This window comes from Streptomyces sp. OfavH-34-F, assembly GCF_022347745.1.
In the GTDB taxonomy this organism is placed as follows: Bacteria; Actinomycetota; Actinomycetes; order Streptomycetales; family Streptomycetaceae; genus Streptomyces.
This window is the reverse complement of the sequence record NZ_JAKRGC010000021.1, coordinates 1-15,876: the sequence shown is the minus strand read 5'-3', so window position 1 is coordinate 15,876 and position 15,876 is coordinate 1. Positions and strand designations below refer to the sequence as shown.

The 15,876-nt window shown below is 71.1% G+C and carries 11 protein-coding genes; 4 read left to right on the top strand and 7 right to left on the bottom strand.

The window, feature by feature from the left end; translation table 11 throughout:
• Positions 1–165 precede the first annotated feature (165 nt).
• The gene (locus MHW47_RS06545) at positions 166–3,270 is read left to right on the top strand and encodes a DEAD/DEAH box helicase (protein ID WP_239221682.1); all 3,105 of its coding nucleotides are present in this window, start codon (positions 166–168) and stop codon (positions 3,268–3,270) included.
• Positions 3,271–3,697: 427 nt separating this feature from the next.
• On the opposite strand, the gene MHW47_RS06540 is transcribed toward MHW47_RS06545, so the two are convergent.
• The 5 genes from MHW47_RS06540 to MHW47_RS06520 form a co-directional block, all read right to left on the bottom strand.
• Entirely contained in the window at positions 3,698–5,911 is a 2,214-nt protein-coding gene (locus MHW47_RS06540; protein ID WP_239221681.1) for a tetratricopeptide repeat protein, read from the bottom strand.
• Positions 5,912–6,227: 316 nt separating this feature from the next.
• The gene (locus tag MHW47_RS06535) at positions 6,228–7,358 is read right to left on the bottom strand and encodes a TRM11 family methyltransferase (RefSeq protein WP_239221680.1); all 1,131 of its coding nucleotides are present in this window, start codon (positions 7,356–7,358) and stop codon (positions 6,228–6,230) included.
• A 65-nt stretch (positions 7,359–7,423) separates the two neighbouring features.
• Positions 7,424–8,932: a glycoside hydrolase family 43 protein gene (locus MHW47_RS06530; protein ID WP_239221679.1), complete on the bottom strand. Its 1,509-nt coding sequence runs from the start codon at positions 8,930–8,932 to the stop codon at positions 7,424–7,426.
• 140 nt (positions 8,933–9,072) lie between these two features.
• Complete coding sequence (locus MHW47_RS06525; protein ID WP_239221678.1) at positions 9,073–9,855, bottom strand: SDR family oxidoreductase; 783 nt, start codon at positions 9,853–9,855, stop codon at positions 9,073–9,075.
• Positions 9,852–10,172 carry a hypothetical protein gene (locus MHW47_RS06520; RefSeq protein ID WP_239221677.1) on the bottom strand — a complete coding sequence of 107 codons (321 nt, stop codon included), beginning with the start codon at positions 10,170–10,172 and terminating at the stop codon, positions 9,852–9,854. The genes MHW47_RS06525 and MHW47_RS06520 overlap by 4 nt, the downstream gene beginning before the upstream one ends.
• Before the next feature lie 83 nt (positions 10,173–10,255).
• Between MHW47_RS06520 and MHW47_RS06515 the strand changes: the two genes are divergently transcribed.
• Positions 10,256–10,858, top strand: coding sequence for a TetR family transcriptional regulator (locus MHW47_RS06515; RefSeq protein WP_239221676.1), 603 nt, complete (start codon positions 10,256–10,258; stop codon positions 10,856–10,858).
• Between the two features lie 42 nt (positions 10,859–10,900).
• Here MHW47_RS06515 and MHW47_RS06510 read toward each other — a convergent pair whose 3' ends face one another.
• On the bottom strand, positions 10,901–11,584 hold the full coding sequence (locus MHW47_RS06510) for a phosphotransferase (protein WP_239221675.1): 684 nt from the start codon (positions 11,582–11,584) through the stop codon (positions 10,901–10,903).
• Between the two features lie 197 nt (positions 11,585–11,781).
• Here MHW47_RS06510 and MHW47_RS06505 point away from each other — a divergent pair, with 197 nt between their 5' ends.
• A complete protein-coding gene (locus MHW47_RS06505; protein WP_239221674.1) occupies positions 11,782–13,155 on the top strand; it encodes an alpha-lytic protease prodomain-containing protein in 1,374 nt (457 codons plus the stop codon).
• Between the two features lie 191 nt (positions 13,156–13,346).
• On the top strand, positions 13,347–14,213 hold the full coding sequence (locus MHW47_RS06500) for a carbohydrate-binding protein (RefSeq protein ID WP_239221673.1): 867 nt from the start codon (positions 13,347–13,349) through the stop codon (positions 14,211–14,213).
• A gap of 142 nt (positions 14,214–14,355) precedes the next feature.
• Here MHW47_RS06500 and MHW47_RS06495 read toward each other — a convergent pair.
• A partial coding sequence (locus tag MHW47_RS06495) for a bifunctional 3'-5' exonuclease/DNA polymerase (protein WP_239221672.1) occupies positions 14,356–15,876 on the bottom strand: 1,521 nt, incomplete at its 5' end.

Below are 15,876 nucleotides of genomic sequence, written 5' to 3'. Positions count from 1 at the left end.
CGGGTGAAACGATCATGGCTAATTCCTCTCGAGAGATTTCGCAATGGTTCTGGTTTCTGTGGATTCTCTCTCCTGGCCGACATGGCGTATCGTACGCTTCTGCCGGCGTCATCCCCGAAGGTTACGCGAATGCGGCGGCGGGGTCTGATTTTTCGAAGGGGTGGGATGAAGTTCTACGGGCTCTTCGTCGGTATCGACCACTACGAGTCGGGCTTACGGAGTCTGCGATTCGCGGGGAGCGATGCCACCGCGCTCCATGCGCTTTTCGGTGACAATCTTGAGGGGAAAGCGACTCTGCTCGTCGATGGTGGGGCCACCAGGGAGAGGGTCGTGGCGGAGCTGGGGTCTCTGGCCGAGGTCAGTACCGATGAGGACTTGGTCGTGATCACCTTCTCCGGGCACGGAGTAGCCGGTGGAGCGCTGGCCACCTACGACACCGCGTCGGGCCAACCGGGCAAGGGGTCTCTCCAGCTGGACGAGCTGGCCGTACTGATCCGCCGGATCTCGGCACGTGCCTTGCTCCTGGTGCTGGACTGTTGCTTCTCGGGTCACGCTGCGGACAAGGTTCTCTGCATCGGGCGGGACGACTTCGCGAGCCGCGACGGCTCCGAATCGGCGACTAAAAGACTCGAAGAGTTGAGCAGGGACGGATACTTCGTCATTGCCGCATCAGGGCCGAAGGAGCGGGCTTTCGAGGACCCCACCCTTCGGCACGGGGTACTCAGTTATTACTTGCTCAAGGGACTCCTCGGTGATCCAGGCGCCGTCGAGGACGGTAAGCTCTTTGTCTTCAAATTGGCTCATTTTGTTTCCAAGAGTGTGCGTTCGCATGGCCATGGGTCGCCGCAGTTGACTCAGACTCCGGTCATAGGGGTCAGGTCTTCGAACTTCACTCTGCCCGTCTTCGTGCCGGGGGAGCGCTTTCGTTCCACCGCTGACGCGAAAAGGCCACCGGTCGCCACCGCAGATTTTGTGTCGCTCGACCCCTATGGGATTCCGCACTCGGTTCTGAACATGTGGGCCGAGGACTTGGGAAAGCTCAACCGGATGCAGGTCGACGCCATCAATGAGGGTGCGCTGCTGGAAGGCATGAATGTGCTCGTCAGCGCACCTACGGCGATGGGTAAGACCATGGTGGGCGAGCTGGCCGCCATGAGGGCGGTTGCCGACGGGCGCAAGGCGTTCTTCCTCGCTCCCACCCGTGCCTTGGTCGGCGAGCAGTTCGGGTTGTTCCGGCAGCGCTATGAGCCTCTCGGCTTCAGGGTGATCCGGGCCACCGGCGAGTTGAGTGACCAGATGCCGCGATTGGCCAGGGGCGCTTTCGACCTCGCGGTGCTCACCTACGAGAAGTTCATCGGAATGCTGCCGAGGCGACCGGATCTGTTGAATGCGGGTGTCCTGGTCATCGACGAGATCCAGTCCCTCGGACTGCCCGAGAGGGGGCCACTGCTGGAGACCTTGCTCACCTGGCTGCGGTTGAGGGACGGACCAAGGATCATCCCCCAGATCGTCGGCCTGTCCGCGGTCCTGGGCGAACCACATCAGCTTGCCCAGTGGCTCCGCGCGAATCCCGTGACGATCACCCATCGGGGCACCCCGCTGTTCGAGGGCGTGATGGGACCGGACGGCCAGTACCGGTATCGAGACCGACAGAATGCGGATTCGACCGAGCCGATGCTCGAACCGGTGGACGGCACGGATACCACTGCGGAGAGTCGGCTCGTGGCCCGGCTGGTGGCGGAGGGCCGGCAGGTCATCGTATTCCGGGCGACCCGTGGAGGGGCCCGGGGCCTTGCGCTGCAACTCGCTCGCACACTCGGCCTGCCTCCGGCCCACGCCTCCCTCGCAAGGCTGACCGGCGGGGACGGCGGGCGGACGACGGACCTCTTGCGTACCTGTCTGGAAGGCGGCGTTGCCTTCCACATCGCGGACTTGGCCACGGAGGAGCGGCAGTTGCTGGAGGAGTCCTTCCGTCATCCGAAGAGCGAGGTACGGGTGCTCGTGGCCACGTCGACGCTGGCCCAAGGGGTAAACATGTCGGCGGACGTGGTGGTCATCGGTGACCTGGAGCACCCCTCGGGAGAAGGGCGGCCGTATTCCGTCGCCGAGTACAAGAACATGGCCGGCCGGGCCGGCCGGACCGCCCGGCGGCCGGGGCACGCCATCATCGTGGCGCGGGGTACCGCCGATGTCGAGCAGAAGTGGCAGCGCTACGTCCTGGGTGAACCGGAGACCGTGCGCTCGGCGCTGCTCGATCCGGCCACCGATGTGCGTGGTGTGCTTCTCGCGGCGCTCGCGGAACCAGTCTCCTCCAGCCGCCGCTGGGGGCCGGACATCGAAGGCTTCCTGGCGGCCACCTTCGCCGCCCACCAGTCCCGAGCGGCCAACCTGCCGGACCCCTTTCCGAAGACGGAGGTCCTGCGCATGGTGGACGAACTCGTCACCGGCGGGTTCCTCAAGGGAACACCGTCCGGGACAGGCGAGCTGCCGAACGGACTCGTTCTCACCGACCTGGGCGAACTGGCCATGCGGAGCGGCCTCGGTGTCGATTCCGTTGCTTCCGTGGCCGAGGCGCTGAGAGCAGTGCCTGCGGAGCGTATCAACGCCTCCACACTGATCTGCGCTGCTCAGCTCACCCCCGAGCTGCGTGACACCCGGTTCGATCGGCGCCCACGCTCTCCGTACAAGGAACATCTCCGGCTCGCCGCATGGCTGAGAAGGCACGAGGTCGCCGAGTCGGTGCACTCCCGTCTCATCGGCCGGCCCACCAGGAGCGGAGGCGATATCGGTCGAGCAAGGCAGGCCATCGCCTGCCTGATGTGGGCAGAAGGGATCAGCATCGCCGGCATCGAGCGCGTGATCGCCGACCGGGAGACGCTTACGCGCCCGGAGCTCCCCGGCCCGGTTCAGTACGCGGCGCAGCGGGCCGCCGATGTCATCGCGACGGTGATCGAGATCGCGCTGTACGTGCATTCGACCGCCGACCTGGGCGATCTGCCGGACACTCTGCCCACACGGCTCCAGCAGGGCATCACCGGGGACCTGGTGCCCATCGCCTGGAACACGGAGATCCCGCTCGGCCGGTCCGTCTATCTCGCCCTGGCGCGCGCGGGGCTGACCTCGCCCGCAAGCATTGTCGCGGCCGCTCCCGAACTTCTCCTCGACTGCGTCGGTGGGGATCCCGTGCGGCACAGCGTGCTGAGGAACGCCGCCATGGTCGTGTCGGCAGGCCGTGGGGGAGAAGAGAACGGGGAAGGCGATCAGGAGTAGTCCGCCCCCCTGCTCGATTGATCGCGGACGGGGGGCGCTTTGCGAGGCAGTGGGGGTGGAGGCCACTGTCTCCGCGAGACGCTCCAGCAGTTCGTCGAGGCGCCTGCGCGCGGTGCGCGGGTCACGGTCGAGGAGGTCGGCGATTCGCTGCAGCCTCTGTCCGAAGCGTTCGTCGGCGGCTCCGTCCAGAGCGAGCGCCGTCCTGCACAGTCTCGCCGACCGCGAGGGCAATGTGTCGGTCAGTTCGCACAAGTACCGTCTGAGCCGGGACCGCCCCTCTGCGGCTCCCTGACCCTCGGTGATGCCTGCTGCTCGACGGAGAGCGTGGCCCGCGCGGCTCAGGGCGTGGGGATCGTCGATGCCGAACCCCTTGCGGAGCGCCTTGAGTCCTGCCAGCACCTTGGTTTGGGCCGGCTGTTCCCACGGGTCACGAGGCGAGTCGGACACGGGCTTCTCCCAGCATGACCGACGGCAGGCCGCCACACAGGGCATCAGCACGTTCCCACAGATCGGTGGCCGCTTGCCGGTGGCCGTTCGCCCAGCGGATGTTGCCGAGGCCGGTCAGCGCTCGTGCCTGCTCATGGCTGCTCGCGCAGCTCTCGGCCAGCGTCAGCGCCTCTTCGTAACGGGCGGCCGCCGATCGGTGGTCGCCCGAGCAGAAGTACGCCCATGCGGCGCAGTTCACCGACATGACGGCATCCAGCTCCAGCCCCAGGGCGTGGAACTCGGCCCGAGCCTGCCCCGCGTGCTCGACGGCAGCGGAGCACCTGTCGAGCTCGGCCTCCAGCAGGGCGATTCCGCGGAGTGTGATGGCCGCGTTGCGCCGGTTCTCCGTCCGTCGGTAGTACTTCAGCGCCGTATGCAGGCCGACCATGGAAGCCTTGTACTCGCCCAGGTAGAGCTCTGCCCAGGCCAGATTGGAGACGGAAGTCACCACACCGGCGTCGTCCTCCAGCTCCTGGTAGAGGGCCAGTGCTTGCCGGAAGCAGTCGACGGCCATCGTGAGGTCGCCCCGGTCGGAGTGTGCGACGCCCAGGTTGCTCAGGCTGATGGCCAGCCATGTACGAGCGCCTGCGGCGCGCGCCGCTTCGACCGCTTTCATGTGGGTTTCGATCCATGAGCCCCACCGTTTGGTGAGGAAGAAGAAGTCGCGCAACACGAAAGCCAGTTGCCAGCACATGGAGCTGAGACCCAAGTCGGCGGAGGTTCGGCACAGGGCGACGAGACTCTCCCACTCCGATTCGAGCCAGAGGACACCTTCCGCTCTGTCGCTGAACTTCCATGCGCTCTTGGGAAAGTGATCCTGGACGACCGGGGGACGAAAGCGTTGAGGCGTAAGCAACGAGTCAGCCGCGACAGCGAGCTGGAGGCTGTGTTCCATGAGTCGCCGCAGGGCCGCCCGCTGTTCCTCCACCGCCACTGCGGGAAGGAGGGAGGTCCGAACGAATTGCCGTACGAGACTGTGCATGGTCACGCGGTGGGACGGCTCACAAGTCACCAAGTAGGCATCCGCAAGCGTTTCGACGAGTGTCAGTGCCCGATGCGGGGTGATGCCGGCCAGGACGGCCACACCGTCGATTCCGATACTCGGTCCGGGGTGCAGCGCCAGCAGGGCGAGAAGGCGGCGCTGTTCCGGGCGCAGGTCGTGGCACGAGACGCCGAGCGCGGCGCTCACGCTGCGGTCACCGTCGTCGAGCAGGTCCAACCTGTGTGCCTCGCGCGACAGCCTCCTCTCGAGTTCGGCCACACTCAGCGTCGAACCGCTGCGGAGTCGTCCGGCGACGATGCGGACCGCGAGTGGCAGCCGGCCGCAGTGCTCGACGATGGCACGGGCCTCGGCCTGTGTGGCGCCTGCTGCCCCCTTTCCCCCGACCACACGGAACAGCACCTCGGCCTCCGTCCTCTGCGGCACCCCCACCGACACGTGCGTAGCGTCATCGAGAGAGCTGAGGCGCCGCCGGCTGGTGACGATCACCTTGCAGCTCGGCCCGGCAGGCAGCAGCGGGGCGATGTCTTGCCCACTGCGCACGTTGTCCAGCACGAGCAACAGCCGTTTGTCCCGAATGCTGCTGCGCCAGAGGTTGCCCAGGGCGTCGGGCTGAGAAGGAAGCTGTGCCTCGGCGAACCCGATCAAACCGAGCAAGCAGCTGAGCATTCCCTGGACGCCGTGAGGGGATGGACCGCCGAGGTCGAGAAAGAGGCACCCATCCGGGAAGGAATCCGAGACTGCCCGGGCACCCTGAAGTGCCAGGGCTGTCTTTCCCGCGCCGGGCATGCCGCTGATCACGCACAGGCTGCCGCCGTCGTGGGAGCCTTCGAAGTGATCCGTAACCGCCCTCAACTCCTCACGACGCCCTACGAACGGAGAGGGCGGAGCCGGGAGGCCGAGAAGGGATTGGCCGGTGGCAGAGGGCGTGGACGGCTCCCCGTCGACGAGGAGCGCCAGCAATTCGCCGCGGGCATCCAGAACCCGGTCACAGTCGGCGGCCTGTTCCGGAGTTGCCCGTGCTGTCCCGTTCTCCACCCTGCTCAGTTGACTGCGACTGCAGAACACCTGGGCCGAGAGCGTGTCCAGGCTGATCTTCTTCTCGGTCCGCCTTCGACGTAGCTCCTTGCCGAAGCCGTATGTATCCCACGTCATGATGCACAGTCCTCCTGGTGCGCACGGTGGCACCATCGCTCGGAAGCGTGGTCGACCCCTTACGTGGAGTCAGCATCACACGGGTGCGGCACCGGAGTTGGGCGTTTCCTTTCCCGGGAAAATGGGAGGAAATCAGGGACGCGAGGGACTCAGGTGCGAGGGAACCTCGGAGCGAGCGGTGCGGGCCGGGGTTCCGGGGTGGGCCATGTGGGTCGTGCCCAGGTGGCCGCAGCGCGAGCGTGCGGAAGCGGGGCGGAACCCGCCGGAGGTCGCGGGCCGTCGCCGGGCGGCGCGCCCCGCCCCCGGCCGTCCCGGATCAGCGGGCGAAGCGGTTCAGGGAGCGGCGGTAGGTGCCCATGCCGATGAGGAGGGGGCGGGCGGGTTTCGAGGGCTTGCGGGGCTCGCCCGGCGACTCTCGTTCCGCGGGGGCGGCACCGGCTCGCCGTTCGCCGACGAAGACCGTGGCGGGGTGACCATTGACCAGGATCTCGTGCGTCGCGCGGACCGAGAGACCGGCGCCGGCGAACACCGCGTCGAACGCGGCCGCGCCCCGGCGGGCGCACAGCAGTACGAACCGGCCGTGCTCCGGGTGCAGAACACGGGCCAGTGACGCGCTCGTGGTCCGGGCGAACTCTTCGTACGGGACGGACAGTTCCTCATGCTCGCCCCACGGCGGATCGGTCACCACGACGTCCACCGAGCCGTCGTCCAAGGACGGCAGGGTCATGGCGTCCTCGTCCAGCAATCGCAGCCTCCGGTCGTGCAGCACCTCGTCCGGCAACTGCTCGCGGTGCTTCGTGAGGTCCAGGTCGGAGTAGACGACCTCGCGGGCCGGGAGGCCGAGGCGGCTCACCACCAAGGACCCACTGCCTGCGAAGGGGTCCAGGAAGGTGTCGTCGGGCTGCGGCTCGGACGCCAGGACGAGCATCGACGACAACTCGTGGGACAGGGCGCCGCGCGCCTTCGCGGGGCGGGCCTGCTTGGGCAGTCGGGCGCAGAACATCAGCTCGGCCATGTCCAGACGGCCGATGACCCAGTACTCCTGGCCTCGGCCGCTGGGCTCCAGCCGCATCCCCGTGCACGCGGAGACCGCGCGCTCGATCTCCCGCTTCTCGGCGCCGCCGACCGAGGCCAGTTCACCGTCCACATGGACCATGACCCGGAATCCCCGCGCGCGCTCACCCGGCAGCGACGGGAACCGCGACTTCTTGAGCGAGCCCGCCAGCTGTCCGATATTCCGGTCGATGTCATCGCGGCGTACCTCGCTGATCACCGAGAACGCGTTCTTCGCGAAGGGGATGGCAGCCACGCGTTCCATCGGAGACGTGGAGGAGAAGAGCATGGCGCTGTCGTCCTGGTACTCCGTTCGGAAGCCGTCGACGAAATGCGTCATGGCGTCGGCGACCAGCTCGCCGGCTCCGGCGGGGTACTGGATGAAATAGCGCATTCGGGAAGGCTACCCGGGCGGAGACGCGGTGGGTGCCGCCTCTCGCGGAGCGGCGCCCGCCGCCGCTACTTCTCCAGCGGTTCGTAGTCGAACCAGTCGAAGTGGACCGTGCCGTCCGCCGCGTAGAGGCCGATCACGCGGCCCGTGAAGCCGCCCGTCACCTCCGTGGAGAGGTAGCGGCCGTCCAGCGTGCCGAGTGCGGTGAAGGCGCCGGCCGGGTCCTCGTAGCCCAGGGTGATCGTGTCCGGGCCGGTGCACGGGGCGATGGGCGGCCGGGTGCGGCGTACGTCGAGGCCGAGGACGAGCGGGCCGGCGGGCGCCGGGTGGGCGGCGACCACCGTGCGCAGCGGGCCGATGCGGGCGACGAGGCGGACCTCGGTGCCGTCCGTCTCGACCGCGTAGTGGTGCGCCTCGTCCAGGCGGACCGCGAGGCCCCCGCGGCCGTCCGCCGCGTCCACGAGGGTCCGGGCGCGGCAGGAGAGATGCTGCTGCCGGCGGCCGGTGAACACGGCGTCCGGGTCGTCCAGGGTGCCGCCCCTGCCGTGCAGGGTCAGCCAGCCCGGGCGTTCTGTCGTCCCGGACCGGCCGGCCGTCGAGCGGCGGGGGGAGATCCAGTACGGGCGGAGCGCGGCCCCGTCGAAGCCGTCCCGGACCGGGGCGGCCGGTGCGGGCTCCAAGGGCCAGGGGGGCGCCGGGAGTTCGGTGGTGACCTCGCCGACGACGGGCCAGCCGTCCTGCCAGGTCACCGGGGCGAGGAAGGTCTCCCGGCCCAGCACGTGCCAGCCGGGGGTGCCGCCGCCCGGCCGGACGCCGAGCAGGACCAGCCACCAGGAGCCGTCCGGGCCCTGGACCAGGTCGCCGTGGCCGGTGTTCTGCACGGGGTGCTCGCGGCCCCGGTGAGTGAGGACCGGGTTGTCCGGGCAGGGCTCGAACGGGCCGGCGGGCGAGGGGCCGCGTGCGACGGAGACGGCGTGCCCGCGCTCGGTGCCGCCCTCCGCGATCACGAGGTACCAGTGGTCGCCGATCCGGTAGAGGTGCGGCGCCTCCGGGGCCTTCGCGCCGGGTGCCCCGGACCAGATCCGCCGGGGTTCGCCGAAGGTCTCGCCGGTGTACGGGTCGATGCGGACCTGGGAGACCCCGGCCACCGTGCACCAGCAGCTGCCGTCCTCGTCCCAGGCGAGGTCCGGGTCGATGCCCGGGACGCCGGGGAGCGGGACCGGGTCGGACCAGGGGCCGGCCGGGTCCGTGGCGGTGAACAGCAGGTTCCCCACCTCGACGTTGGTGACGATCAGCCAGAACCGGCCGTCGTGGTGCCGCAGGGTCGGCGCGTAGATGCCGCCGGAGGCGCGGGTGTCCGGGGTGAGGCGCAACTGCTCCGGGCGGTCCAGGACGTTGCCGAGCTGCGTCCAGTGGACCAGGTCGCGGCTGTGGAAGAGGGGGATGCCCGGGAAGTACTCGAAGCTGGAGCACGCCAGGTAGTAGTCGTCCCCGACGCGGCAGACGCTGGGGTCGGGGTGGAACCCGGGGATCACCGGGTTGCCGACGGTGGGGCCCGTCTGGTCTCGGACTGGCATGGCATCTGTCCCTGTACGTCGCACGCGTGGGCCACCCGTGGCGGTGGCGAGGCGCCCGTGTCGAAGCGCTTCGATAACGGGGTGATCCTCGCCACCGGCGCCGCGCGCGTCAAGGGGTCCGAGGGGTCTTCGGTGAACCCCTACGCGGCCCCGCCGTTGCTCTTGAGGAGCTGGCCGTTGACCCACTGGCCCTGCGGGGAGCAGAGGAAGTCGACCAGGTGGGCGGTGTCCTGCGGGGTGCCGAGCCGGCCCAGCGGGGTGCCCCGGCGCAGCTCCTCCGCGAGTTCCCCGGACATCCAGCCGGTGTCGATCGGGCCGGGGTTGACGACGTTGGCGGTGACCCCGAGGTGGGCCAGTTCGCGGGCGGCGGCCAGGGTGATGCGGTCCAGGGCGCCCTTGCTGGCTCCGTACGGCAGGTTGCCGACGGTGTGGTCGCTGGTGAGCGCGACGATCCGGCCGCTCCCGGCGGGGGCCCGGAAGCGCAGCCCGTACTCCCGGATGAGCAGCCAGGTGGCGCGGGCGTTCACCGCGAAGTGGCGGTCGAAGCTCGCCAGGGTGGTGTCCAGGAGGCCGGAGTCCACGGACTCGGCGTGGCTCAGCACGAGCGCGGTGACCGGTCCGACGCGGCTCTCGGCCTCGTCGAAGATCCGGGCCGGGGCGTCCGGGTCGATCAGGTCCGCCTCGATCGCGGCGGTGCGGGCGCCGTGCGCGGCGAGCGACGCCTCGATGGCCTCGGTGGCGCCGCGCTCCTCGCCCCAGTCCATGCGGCGGTCGTAGGGCGTCCAGTAGGTGAAGGCGATGTCCCAGCCGGAGGCGGCGAGTTGACGCGCGATCCCGGCGCCGATGCCGACGGTGCGCCCGACGCCGGTGATCAGGGCGAGCGGACGGGGCGCGGCGGGGGAGAAGGTGTCTGCGGTGGTCACGGGGTCCGATCCTGCTCGACGGGTTCCGTTCCCGGCAACGCAATTCGGCGCCGTACGGCGCCGCGCAGCCTCAGGAGGTTCGGCATCAGCGCGTAGACGACCGCCGGGACGACGATGCCGGTGATCACCAGGGTCCGCAGGAGCATCGGCAGCCCCTCGACGTAGGGGCCGATCAGCAGTTGTACGGCGGTCAGCGCGCCGAACACCGCGATCCAGGTGAGCAGGGCGCGTACGTGGACGGACGGCTGCGCGGCAGGCGGGGCGCAGGCGGTGGTGGTGCGGGCGGCGGTGGTGGTGCGGGCGGTGGCGGAGGTCATGGGAAACACCCTTCCAACCAACTGGTTGGTTGTCAACCATCCAGTTGGTTGGAATCGGGGGGCGGGCGCTCTACGCTGAGGGCATGGCCTCGGACACGACGCACACCAAGGAACGGCTCCTCGCTGCGGCCAGGGAGGAATTCGCGGCTCACGGCATCGCGGGAGCACGCGTCGACCGGATCGCGGAGCTGGCCGGCGTGAACAAGGAACGGATCTACGGCTACTTCGGCAACAAGCAGAAGCTGTTCGACGCCGTCGTGGGGCGCGCGCTCGACGAACTGGCGGCGGCCGTCCCGCTCAGGCCGGGCGACGACCCCGCCGAGTACGTCGGCCGGGTGTACGACTTCCACCGGGACAACCCGGTCCTCGTCCGGCTCCTCTCCTGGGAGGGCCTGCACTACCGCGACGGCGTCCTGCCCCACGAGGAAGCGCGCCGGGGCCACTACGAGGAGAAGACTGCGGCCCTCGCCGAGAGCTTCGGGACCGGGACCTCGCCGCGCGTCGCCGCCTGCCTGCTGAGCCTGATCGGGCTCGCCGCCTGGCCCCACGCGGTGCCGCAGCTCACCCGGCTGATCCTCGAGCCGGACGCGGCGGCCGGCGGTGGCCCGGACCTGCGCGCCCATGTCGTGGCCTTCGCCCGCCAGGCCCTCTCGGACCTCCCGCCCACGGAGGGCTCGGCGGGCTGAGCCCCTCCCGCTACGCGGCGCCGGTGACCGCGTGCCGCTCGGTCAGCGGCCGGCCAGCGTGGTGACCAGGGCCGCCGCCTCGCCGATCAGGGCCGTCTCGGCCGGGGACATCATCGGGTTCCGGGTGCGGCGGGCGGCCGCGTCCGCGAGGTGGCGGGCGGGGATGCCGTCGTCGGCGGCCAGCCGCGGCACCAGCGCGGTCACCAGCAGCCGGGCCCCGTCCGCCGCCGGGTGCCCGGGGTCCACGGCGACCTGGGCCAGGATCAGCGCGGACATCGCCCGGTCCACGGCGGGCGCCCCCTCCTCGGTGTTGCTCCAGTCGATCACGACGGGCCCGTCCGGCGTCAGCACCACGTTGTCCGGGTGCAGGTCCAGGTGCAGGACGCGGTCGTCCGGGTCGGGCGAGAGCCGGGCCGGGACGGTGTGCAGCTCGGCGAGGAGGCCGGCCAGCAGCTCGGCGCCCTCCTCTGCGCCCAGGTCGCCGGAGATCAGGGACTCCAGCATCGTCGGCCCGTACAGCCGCTGGAGGACCAGGTCGCCGGGCCCGGCCGACGGCGGCTGCGGGCCCAGGCGGGGCACCGGGTAGCCGGAGGCCGACAGGTAGGACATCACGGGAAGTTCACGGGCCGCGTCCATTCCGTCCCGGTAACGCCGCAGGACCCACGCCTCGTTCAGCTCGTACACGTCCGCGTTGCGTCCGCTGCCCAGCAGTTGGCCTATGCGCATGAGGGGAACCTACTCGGGCTCCGGACGGGAGGGGAGGCCGGGCCCGGCGGGCCGTCCGGGGCCGGTCCGAGGGCCCCCATAACGCGATGCGATGGGGCGGACGGGATCTCCTGAAGATGACGTGTACGCGGCTACCTTGGCGGCGAATTCCCCCGCACTGCTTCCCCCGAAGCGATCCCCAGAACAAGGAGAGTTCCGTGGAGAGATCCATGCTCCGCAGACGGGCCCTGGCCGCGTGTACCGCCACCGTGGCCGTCGGCGCGCTCGCGCTCGCCGGTCTGACCGGCACCGCTTCCGCCGACCCCGCCCCCCACACCCCCACCGCTTCGGCGGACTCCGCCCAGCTCTCACCGGGTCTGCTCAAGGCCATGCAGCGGGACCTCGGACTGACCGCGTCCGAGGCACGCAGCCGCGTGGCCAACGAGGCACGGGCCACCGCCGTCACCGCCGGACTGCGGTACTCCCTCGGCGACGACTTCGCCGGTGCCCGCGTCTCCGGGGACACGGCCCGCCTGACCGTCTCCACCACCGACGCGTCGGACGCCGCCCGCATCGCGAAGGCCGGCGCCCGCGCCGAGGTCGTCGACCACAGCCTGGCGGAGCTGGACACCGCCAAGGCCGCACTGGACCGGGTCGCACTCCGCAAGGCCCCCGAGGACGTCCCGTCCTGGTACGTGGACGTCAGCACCAACCGCGTCGTCGTCCAGGCAGGGAAGACCTCCGCCGCCGAGGCGTTCCTCGCCAGGGCCGGGGTGGACCGCGCCCTGGTGAAGATCGCGCACTCCACCGAGCAGCCCCGCACCTTCGCGGACCTGCGCGGCGGCGACGCGTACTACATGAACGGCTCGGGCCGCTGCTCCATCGGCTTCCCCGTCAAGCGCGGTACCCAGAGCGGCTTCGTCAGCGCCGGGCACTGCGGCCGCGCGGGCACCACCACGAGCGGCTACAACCAGCAGGCCCAGGGCTCCTTCCAGGGCTCGACGTTCCCGGGCCGCGACTACTCCTGGATCGCCACCAACGCCAACTGGACTCCGCGCCCGCTGGTGAACGGCTACGGCAACGCGGACATCACGGTCACCGGCTCCACCGAGGCGATCGAGGGCCAGTCCGTCTGCCGCTCCGGCTCCACGACCGGCTGGCACTGCGGCACCATCCAGCAGCGCAACAGCAGCGTCACCTATCAGGAGGGCACCGTCACCCCGGTGACCCGGACCAACGTGTGCGCCGAACCCGGTGACTCCGGCGGTTCGTTCATCTCCGGCAGCCAGGCGCAGGGCGTCACCTCCGGTGGCACCGGCAACTGCTCGCAGGGCGGTGTGACGTACTTCCAGCCCATCAACGCCGCGCTCCAGGCGTACGGCGTGACCCTGGTGACCAACGGCGGCGGCCCCACCACCCCGCCCGACCCGTCCGACCCGCCGAACCCCGGCGGCACCTGGGCGGTCGGCACCACCTACGCGGCCGGTGACGTCGTGACGTACGGCTCGGCGAGCTACCGCTGCCTTCAGGGCCACCTGGCGCAGCCCGGCTGGACCCCGCCGAACGTCCCGGCCCTCTGGCAGGCGCTGTAACACCCGCTCCGCACCACCCGCTCAGTGACGCGGGGCCACGACGAGGGCCCCGCGCCACGGACACCGCACCAACGGCCTCACGACCGGCCCACCCTCTCCGGATCGAGGAGCGGGGCCCGGGGCGACGACGCCCCGGGCCCCCCGCACCGCGCACGTGCCCTTCCCCACCGTCCCGAGGAGAACCGTCAGCCATGTCTCCCGTATCCCCCGAACCCAACGAGTCCAGCGAACCCGCCACCGCCGAAGCCGCAGGCGGACCGGCGATCACCCGGAAGTCCCTCCTCAAGGCCGCGCTCGTGGCCACCGCCGTGCCGCTGTTCGCGGGCGGCGGGGTCGCCCTCGCCCGCGACGCCGGCAAGAGCGGCGAACCGCTCGCCCCCACGCCGGAGTGCGACGACGGCGACGAGCCGACGCACGACCAGATGGAGGGCCCGTACTTCAAGCCCAACTCCCCCCTCCGCACCAGCCTGGTGACCTCCTCGACGCCCGGCGTCCCGCTGACCGTCAGCGGCTACGTCTTCGGCCGTGAGTGCCGTCCCATCCCCGGCGTGCTGCTCGACTTCTGGCAGGCCGACAACAACGGTGGCTACGACATGAGCGGGTACAACTTCCGCGGCCACCAGTTCACCGACCAGAGCGGCGCGTTCTCCCTCACCACGATCGTGCCGGGGCTCTACCCGGGCCGCACCCGCCACATCCACGTCAAGGTGCAGGCGCCGGGCTCCGGCATCCTCACCACCCAGCTGTACTTCCCGGGCGAGCCGCGCAACGGCACCGACATGCTGTACGACCCGGCGCTGCTCATGAACGTCCGGACGGCCGGCTCCGGCAAGCAGGGCAGTTTCGACTTCGTCCTCAACGTCGCCCAGCAGCCGACCGACCCGCCGGACCCGACCGACCCGCCGACCACCCCGGGCGGCACCTGGGCGGCCGGAACGGCGTACACCGCGGGCAACCGCGTCACATACGGCGGGGCCGCGTACCGCTGTCTGCAGGCTCACACCGCCATCGTCGGCTGGGAGCCGCCGAATGTCCCCGCGTTGTGGGAACGCGGGTAGACGAGCAGACAGGCCGAGCGGCCGTAACCGCCGCGCCCCCGCGCCTCCGGGCTCTCTCCCCGGAGGCGCGGCGGGCGCACGGCCCGGACCGGAGGGGGTTCGGTTCGGGCCGCCTTCGCCTTCCCCCGTACGCGTACCGTGCTCACTTCGCGTCCGAGTAGCGCTCCACCACCGCCGTGGTGAACGGGAACCGCACCGGGGTCTCGCCGAACGCCGTCCGTCCGGCCAGTTCGGCGGCCTCCCGGATCGCCGCCACCACCGCCCCGGCCTCCGCCTCCGGGCAGTGCACGATCACCTCGTCGTGCTGGAAGAACACCAGCTCCGCCCGGAGCCCGGCGGCCGCGATCGACTGCCGCAGGGCCGCCAGCAGCAGCAGCGCCCAGTCCGCCGCACTGCCCTGCACCACGAAGTTCCGCGTGAACCGGCCCCGCGCCCGCGCGTCCGACGAGGCGTAGCCCGGCAGGTAGCCGTGGCCCGGCCCGCCGTCCCGGTCCGGTGCGGATTCCGCCTCCTCCTGCGGGATGCCGGCCTCGCCGTCCTCCCCGCGCCCCGCCGCCGGCGGGCTCGTCCGGCCCAGCCAGGTGCGGACGAGACGGCCCTCCTCGCCCGCCTTCGCCGCGTCGTCCACATAGGCCACCGCACGCGGGAACCTGCGGCGCAGCGCCGCCAGGTTCTTCAGCCCGTCCCCGGACGTCTGCCCGTACACCGCGCCGAGCAGCGCGATCTTCGCGTGGTCCCGGTCGCCGTGGAAGGCGCGGTCGGACAGCGCCGTGTAGAGATCGCCCTCGTGACCGGCCACCTCCATCAGACCGGGGTCGCGGGAGATCGCCGCCAGCACGCGCGGCTCCATCTGCGCCGCGTCCGCGACGACCAGCCGCCACCCCTCGTCCGCCACGACGGCCCGCCGGATCACCTTCGGGATCTGGAGCGCCCCGCCGCCGTTGGTCGTCCACCGCCCGCTCACCGTGCCGCCCGGCTGGTACTCCGGGCGGAAGCGGCCGTCGCGCACCCAGTCCTGGAGCCAGCCCCAGCCGTGCGCCGTCCAGATCCGGTACAGCTTCTTGTACGCGAGCAGCGGCGCGACCGCCGGATGGTCCAGCGACTCGATCTCCCAGCGGCGCGTCGAGCGCACCCGGACCCCGGCCCGCGCGAACGCCCGCACCACGTCGGCCGGCAGGTCCGGCCGCACCCGGCGCCCGAACGCGGCGGACACCTCGTCGGCCAGCTCCGCCAGCCGGCGCGGCTCGCCCCCGCCCGCGTACCGCTCGCCCAGCAGCTCGTGCAGCACCTCGCGGTGGACGTCGGCCCGCCAGGGCAGGCCCGCCCGGTTCATCTCGGCGGCGACCAGCATCCCGGCCGACTCGGCGGCCGTCAGCAGCCGCATCCGGTCCGGCCGGTCCGTCGCGTCGTGGCGGGCGAGCTGGGCCGCGTACACCTCGGTCAGCTCCTCCAGCGGCGGCTCCGGGCCCGACGACGGCTCGAACAGGGAGGACTGGGAACGGGGCTCCGCGGACCGGGGCGGCGGATCGGGCGGCACCGGGCCGCCCCGCAGCCGCGCCAGGGCGGCCGCCGCCGAGCGGGGCTCGCCGAGCCGGCCCTCGTACCCCAGGAGCAGGGACTCCGCCGCCTCCACGTCGTAGGCGCGCTCCACCCGCACCCCGGC

Bases quoted from the DNA above. Each gene is read 5' to 3' on its own strand.
- MHW47_RS06545 (WP_239221682.1), top strand. From the start codon at position 166: ATGAAGTTCTACGGGCTCTTCGTCGGTATCGACCACTACGAGTCGGGC.
- MHW47_RS06540 (WP_239221681.1), bottom strand. From the start codon at position 5,911: ATGACGTGGGATACATACGGCTTCGGCAAGGAGCTACGTCGAAGGCGG.
- MHW47_RS06535 (WP_239221680.1), bottom strand. From the start codon at position 7,358: ATGCGCTATTTCATCCAGTACCCCGCCGGAGCCGGCGAGCTGGTCGCC.
- MHW47_RS06530 (WP_239221679.1), bottom strand. From the start codon at position 8,932: ATGCCAGTCCGAGACCAGACGGGCCCCACCGTCGGCAACCCGGTGATC.
- MHW47_RS06520 (WP_239221677.1), bottom strand. From the start codon at position 10,172: ATGACCTCCGCCACCGCCCGCACCACCACCGCCGCCCGCACCACCACC.
- MHW47_RS06515 (WP_239221676.1), top strand. From the start codon at position 10,256: ATGGCCTCGGACACGACGCACACCAAGGAACGGCTCCTCGCTGCGGCC.
- MHW47_RS06510 (WP_239221675.1), bottom strand. From the start codon at position 11,584: ATGCGCATAGGCCAACTGCTGGGCAGCGGACGCAACGCGGACGTGTAC.
- MHW47_RS06500 (WP_239221673.1), top strand. From the start codon at position 13,347: ATGTCTCCCGTATCCCCCGAACCCAACGAGTCCAGCGAACCCGCCACC.